This is a genomic window from Streptomyces sp. NPDC023527 (genome assembly GCF_055560115.1).
Genome location: NZ_JBVHJJ010000013.1, coordinates 266,523 through 272,687, shown reverse-complemented (window position 1 = coordinate 272,687; position 6,165 = coordinate 266,523). Strand labels below are relative to the sequence as shown.

General features: G+C 71.0%; 5 protein-coding genes. All 5 read right to left on the bottom strand.

Annotated elements, in window-relative coordinates; genetic code table 11:
• Nucleotides 1-115 precede the first annotated feature (115 nt).
• Nucleotides 116-985: a hypothetical protein gene (locus ACZ303_RS25450; RefSeq protein ID WP_467342672.1), complete on the bottom strand. Its 870-nt coding sequence runs from the start codon at nt 983-985 to the stop codon at nt 116-118.
• Nucleotides 986-1,001: 16 nt separating this feature from the next.
• Nucleotides 1,002-1,793, bottom strand: coding sequence for a papain-like cysteine protease family protein (locus ACZ303_RS25445; RefSeq protein WP_467342670.1), 792 nt, complete (start codon nt 1,791-1,793; stop codon nt 1,002-1,004).
• A gap of 123 nt (nt 1,794-1,916) precedes the next feature.
• Complete coding sequence (locus ACZ303_RS25440; RefSeq protein WP_467342668.1) at nt 1,917-2,519, bottom strand: hypothetical protein; 603 nt, start codon at nt 2,517-2,519, stop codon at nt 1,917-1,919.
• A 73-nt stretch (nt 2,520-2,592) separates the two neighbouring features.
• Nucleotides 2,593-4,638, bottom strand: a complete 2,046-nt coding sequence (locus ACZ303_RS25435; RefSeq protein WP_467342667.1) for an RICIN domain-containing protein — start codon at nt 4,636-4,638, stop codon at nt 2,593-2,595.
• Nucleotides 4,639-5,150: 512 nt separating this feature from the next.
• Complete coding sequence (locus ACZ303_RS25430; RefSeq protein ID WP_467342665.1) at nt 5,151-6,116, bottom strand: pirin family protein; 966 nt, start codon at nt 6,114-6,116, stop codon at nt 5,151-5,153.
• Nucleotides 6,117-6,165: the final 49 nt, after the last annotated feature.

Genomic DNA, 6,165 nt, shown 5'->3' with positions numbered 1-6,165 from the left:
GTCTCTCCGGGGCCACTCCTCGCCCCCACCCCCAGCAGTGGCACTCCCGGCCCCACCCCGCCCCGCCCCCCCCGTCCCCCCCACCGGGGGCCACCCCACCGCCGGGCGGTCGCGATCAGGCCGAGCGGCGTCGGCGGCGCAGGTGGAGCACCGCGCCCGATGCCGCCAGGACGGCCGCGCCCGAGGCGGCGGGGAGCCAGGGGCCGGAGCCGGGCGCGGCGGTGGCGGTGGCGGCGGGCTGGTCCTCGGCTTGGGCGTAACCGCCGGCGAGGCCCTTGCGGTCGTAGGCCGAGCCGGGTTGCTTGTCACCGTAGCGCTTGGTGACGAGCTGCTGATACGCGGGGAGGGTGACGCGCGGCTTGCCCTGGAGAGCCACGCCCGCCTCCTTGTTGAGCGGCTCGACGGAGCCGTCACCGGTCAGCCGGTACCAGGCGTGGATCTGCGGTTCCATGAAGGTCCGCGCCTGGTCCGTGCCGCGCTCGGCGGCGCTGATGTCCGCGTCGCCGTCGCGGATGCCCGCCAGTTGCCAGGTCTGGCCGCCGCCGCTCTTACCGGAGGCGAGCAGGACGGCGGCCTGGTGGCCGTTGGTGGCCGAGACGCGGGAGGCGAGGTAGGACAGCCGCAGGGCCGACTTGGCACTGGGCGTGGTCTTGCCCGTGACGAACTCGGGCGCGAGCTCGTAGAAGGGGACCGGCTTCTTGAGGTCGAAGCCGGGCGCGGCGGCGGGTGACTTCGTGAGGCCGCGCGGGGCGGCGCCCGTGCCGCCGTCCGCGCCGGTGGCCGGGGTGCGCTGTTCGGCGGCCGTCAGGAAGCGGGAGACGGTGTCGTGGACCTGGCCGGAGCGCAGCACCTGCTGAGCGGTGGCGTAGTCGGTCGCGGCAGGCGTGGTGGGTGCTTCGGCGGCCTGTGCGGGAACGGTTCCGCAGAGGGCGGCGACGGCAGCGGCCGCGAGCAGCGTGGCGGCGCGTCTGGTCGTACGGTGCATGGTGGGTTCCTCTCCTCTAGCCGTGGATGCCGATGCGCGTGTGGGTCCACCGAAAGGAGGTGTTTCCGGCGTAGGTGGAGTAGTTCCACCAGGTGTACGTCTGGGTGCTGGGCCAGGGGTCGCCGACCGCGACCATGTTGCTGGTGCTGTCGTAGCCGTAGACGACGTTCATGTGGCCGCCGCCGGAGGTCCAGCCGATACGGACGGCGAACGGGCGTCCGTTCGCGACCTCGGTCTGGGTCTCGCTGAAGGAGGCGTTGCGGTACAGGTCGGTGCCGCTGTTGCGGAAGCCCATGTTGTGGAGGGCGTTGGCCATGTCACCCAGGGTGGCGGGCTGGTTGTTGCAGTCCAGCTGATTGCCCTGGGCGGCCAGGCGGCAGAAGTCGTACTGGTTGTAGCCGGTGTAGCCCCAGTAGTTGGCGATGGTCAGGCCGGAGGCGTCCCAGCACCACTGGTCCCGGACCTGCTTCTGCATGCCGATGTTCAGGGCTGTCCAGCCGGTGGGGCGGTTGCCGTTGCAGGCGGGCAGGCTGCCCGTGTCCTCACGGATGAACGCGTCGGCGATGTAGAACGCGCCGGACCAGACCCAGCGGGAGTTGTTCTCGACGACGTCGCCGGTCGTGCGGCAGACCATCGGGACATGGTCGCCGACCGGCGAGCTTCCGGTGACGTTGGAGGAGAGGGACGGCAGGGAGCGCTGGTTGACGGTGCTGAAGTTGCCCTGCCCGCCGACGACCGTGCCGGTGACGGCGGCCTGGGCCTGTGGGGCAGCGCCCAGCAGGAGCCCGCCGGACAGGACGGCGGCCATCGCGGTGGACAGGAGAGTCTTTCTACGGCCCGATATGCGGGCCGGTGAACGGAATCTGCGCATGGGGGGTTCCTTTGAGGATTCCTTGTCGATCAGGCGATCAGGCGATCAGGCGATGAGGGGTCAGGCGGTCCGGCGGGCGCGCCGGCGCCGCAGCACCCAGAACGCGGCCGCTGTGCCGACGGCGGCGACGGCCAGGGCGATGACGCCGAGAGTCACCGCGCCGGGCGCCGAACCGCCGTCGGATTCCGATGCCGATTCGGATTCCGACTCGGATCTCGATTCGGCGGCCGTGGCGGCCGTAGCCGTCGCCGAAGGCGCGGCGGAAGGCGCGCCCGAGGGGCCCGCCGGTGACGCGGTGGTCACCTCGGCCTGTGATTCGGTGCGGCCGAGTGCGGGGAACGCGGTCTGGGCCGTGATGGTCCAGCGGCCGGCGGGCAGCGCCTCGGTGGTGGTGAAGGTTCCGGGCTCGCCGGGTACCGGGACGAACCGCCAAGGGCCGAGCGTGGTGCCGTCGGCCGAGGTCGCGGTGAGCGTGCCGGCGACTGTCTCGGTCACGGGGTGGCCGTCGTCCTCCCAGGTCGCCCGGGTGGTGGGGTGGCCGGCGGAGACGCCCGTGACGGTCAGGTGGATGGTGTCGCCGTGGGCGTGCGCCGTGGCGGCGGGCCCCAGGACGAGCAGGCCCGCGAGAGTGGCGGCCGCTGCCGTGAAGCGGCGATCGGGCATGAGGAGGTGACTCCGGTGTGAGTGGGGAGGGTGGCCGGGGCCGCGCGGGGGCGACCCCGGCCACCTAGGTGGTTCAGGAGGTCTTCTGCAGGTTCCAGGTCTGGTAGCCGGAGCTGTCCGGGTTCTGGAGTTCGAGCAGCCAGGCCCCGTAGTACGGCCGCTTGCCGACGCCCAGGACGAGGGAGCTGTTCTTGGCCGTGAGGCGCAGGCCGTTGCCGGACTTGGTCAGTTGCCACTGCTGGGCGGCGTTGCCGGAGCAGGACTGCTGGGCGAGCCACTGGCCGGGGTTCGGGGCCCCGCCGATCTGCAGGCACTTGCCGGACGCGGCCGAGCGCAGCCGCACGCTGCCGCCACCCGCGTCGTCGAGGTACCACTGCTGAAGCGTGAGCTTATTGGGCTGGTTGCCGACCAGGACGGTGCCGTCGGCGGCCTTGCCGCCCCAGATCTCGGCCGCGAGTCCACTCTGTCCGTTGGTCAGCGTGTACCGCGCGCCGGGCTTGGCGGTGGTGTTGCCGACGGGCGGGGTGTGGAACGACACCGAACGGCCGGCCTTGGAGTCCCGTCCTGCCTGGTCACGGACCGCGACGGCGACCGTGTAGTCGGTGTCGGGCCGCAGGTTGTAGATCCGCGCCGAGTTCGGCTGGACCCAGGCCAGGTGGTTGCCGTTGAGCAGCAGCTGGTACCACGCCGCGGAGGGGGCCGCGGGCCAGCTGACCACGGCCGAGTCGGACGTCAGCTGTCCGACGACCGGCACGGGGCCCGACGACGGCCCGGTGCTGCCGGTCGGCTTCGGGGTCGGGGTGGGGGAGGGGTTCGGATCGGGATCCGGCCGGGTGCCGCCGCCCGTCATCAGGAACTGGTTGTTCGCGACGTTCCAGTGGGTCGCCAGATAACTTCCCGGCTTCGGACTGGTGTTGTAGTAGTCGTCGTGATTGCAGTCGAGGCGCTCGTCGTGGCCGCGCTCGGTGCAGACGTTGCGCATGGTGGGGTAGTACGGCGCGTCCGAATAGCACATGACGTCCCACTCGTCGGTGCAGTGCGCGGCGCGACTGGTGTTGGGCGCGCTGTTGTTCACCGCTCCGAGATTGTGCCCGAGCTCGTGCGCGGCGGTGGAACCGCCCCAGCACCCGGCGTCCGTACGGCCGTAGGAGGGGCCGAAGTTGCTGAGGTTGCTGGAGTCAGGGCGCTCGTCGCCGTTGAAGGTACCGATGCCGCAGTAGACCTTGGCGTCAGCGAAGATCATGTACTTGCGGTCGCGCCGGTCGAAACCTTTCGCCGCGAGCGCCGAGTTCGTCGCGCTGAATTCCGCCAGTGCCGAGTCCGGCACCTCGACGTTGAGCACCGAAGGCATGCAGTCGGCGCCGGTCACGAACCGGATGTGCCGTACGCCGCCGGTCTCCTGCGCGCTGGCGAAGTAGATGGTGTCGGCGTCGCCGGCCCACTTGCGGAACGAGGCCAGGTACTCGGCGTACCGGTCGTTGCCGGGGCTGTGCACGTACACGACCTGTACGCGGTTGCCGGTGGTGCCGTCGCCGTCGCACTGCACCGTCTGACCGGCCGGTGCCGCCTTCCCGTCCGCGGGGCGCTGAGTGGGTGCGGCGGGTGGCTTCTTGGCGGCGGCGGTGCCCGCCTGGCGGGCGTCCACGGAGGCGGTGGTGCCGGCGGACGGCTGCCCCTGGGACGGCTTCGCGGTGCCGGGGTCGCTCGGCGTCTCGGCCGTGTCCTGCGTCTTCGCGGCGGGCGGGGTGTCCTTGGTGATGTCCACGCCCTTGGGCGGCTTGTCGGGGCCGTGCGTGCAACGGCCGTCGGTCGTCCGCAGGACGCCGGCACAACGGTCTTCCTTGGGCGCGGGACTCAAGCCCTTGTAGACCAGGCCGTGGGCGCGGTCCTCGTTGGGTATTCGGGTCACCGGTTCCGGTGTGCTGTCATGCGCGGGGGCCGGAGCCGGGCCGTCGGCCGTCGCCTGCGCGGCGGCGGTCTGCGGTCGGGTGGGCTCGTGATCGAAGACGCCACCGAGCGCCGCGGTGCCGGCGAGTGCTCCCGCCGCCACGGCGACCGCGGCGATGAGCATGCCGGGCTTTCGTCTTCGCTGCCGCGCCTGTCTTCTGCGACCGGACATGGCCACACCTCATTTCCTGTGGGGGAGTTGTGGGTGGCCGGAAGTGTGCCAGAGCGGATGGACCGTCAGACAGGGCTGTTTAGCCCGGTGGAAATGAGTGCATGATTCAAGCGAGGTTAAGGGGTTGGTATTGGGTGTAAGCCAAGTGGCCCTGAAAATAGGGTATTTGTATGCGCGCCCGCGAAAGGTCCATTCCAATGCCCGGTGAACTCAGGGGCGTTGGCGTAACAAGATCGTTACCATGGAGCAGAAGGTTCCGCTTGTGTGCAATTGCATAGCGTAGGAGTCATATCACCCTTGATCACCTTCCTTGCGAATCCGTTTAGGCGGCACCAAGGAAGGCTTATGGAACGCAATTGCGGCCGACTCCGGGCATTCCGGCCGCGCGCATTCGCCGGAAGTCCGCACCCGAGCCGATCGCCGGAGACGCGGTCGTCCCTCTCGGGTGCGCCGGCCGAGGGGGACGACATTCGTGCCTCACCACTACGCGCTTCGGGGCGCGCGACCGCGGATCAGCGCACGCGCCCCCGCGGTTTCATCGGCACCGGCGGCAGTGCCGGAGCGGACAGCCGTCCGCCGTCGTAGCCGCGCACCTCACCGAAGCGCGAGCCGGTCGCCCAGTCCTCGCGAGCCTGCGCGATCTCCTCGTGCGACCGCCCCACGAAGTTCCACCACATGACGATCTTTTCCTCGAAGGGCTCGCCACCGAGGAGCATGAAGGAGCTGTCCACGTCCGTGCGCAGGGGCAGTTCCGAGCGCCCGCAGCCCAGGTAGAGCATGGCTCCCGGCGCGAGCCGTACGCCGTCGACCTCCGCCTCGCCGGACATCGTCAGTGCCGCGTACTCGAAGTCGGGCCGCACCGGGAGCCTGGCGGAGGCGCCCGCGGCGAGCGTGACGTCCGCGCCCACGATGGGGGTGAACGCGGTGGCGGGGGAGGGCGTGCCGTCGAGTTCGCCCATGATGACCGTGGCCTTCAGCCCGCCGCCGGTCACCTGCGGCAGCTCCGCGTGGTGCTCCCACAGGGGCGCGGTGTGCCGGTGCGCGTCCGGCAGCGCCACCCACAACTGCGCGCCGTGCAGCACGGGCGCGTGCTTGGGCGGCGACTCCTCGGAGTGCGCGATGGCCCGCCCCGACGTCATCAGCCCCAACTGCCGCGGCCGCACCGTCTGGAGGCTGCCCAGACTGTCGCGGTGCAGCACCTCGCCGTCGTGGAGCCAGCTGACGGTCTGCAGACCCATGTGCGGATGCGGAGGCACCTGCATGCCCGGCTCCCGGGCGATGTCGTCGGGGCCGTAGTGGTCGACGAAGCACCACGCGCCCACCATGCGCCGTCCGAGGCTGGGCAGGAGGCGGCGCACCACGGTGCTCTCGCCGAGGGGCACGTCCTTCGCGGGCAGCAGCTCCCGCACCGGCCGTGCCGTGACATCGGTGCGGCCGCCGCAGACGGTCGGTGCGGGCTTGAGATCAAGATTGCTCATGGACGCACTGTGCCAGCTCGTGCTGCAGCCCGCAGCGGCCTGTGGACAA

Coding starts and splice junctions, on each gene's coding strand:
- ACZ303_RS25450 (WP_467342672.1), bottom strand. CDS start 985: ATGCACCGTACGACCAGACGCGCCGCCACGCTGCTCGCGGCCGCTGCC.
- ACZ303_RS25440 (WP_467342668.1), bottom strand. CDS start 2,519: ATGCCCGATCGCCGCTTCACGGCAGCGGCCGCCACTCTCGCGGGCCTG.
- ACZ303_RS25445 (WP_467342670.1), bottom strand. CDS start 1,793: ATGGCCGCCGTCCTGTCCGGCGGGCTCCTGCTGGGCGCTGCCCCACAG.
- ACZ303_RS25430 (WP_467342665.1), bottom strand. CDS start 6,116: ATGAGCAATCTTGATCTCAAGCCCGCACCGACCGTCTGCGGCGGCCGC.
- ACZ303_RS25435 (WP_467342667.1), bottom strand. CDS start 4,638: ATGTCCGGTCGCAGAAGACAGGCGCGGCAGCGAAGACGAAAGCCCGGC.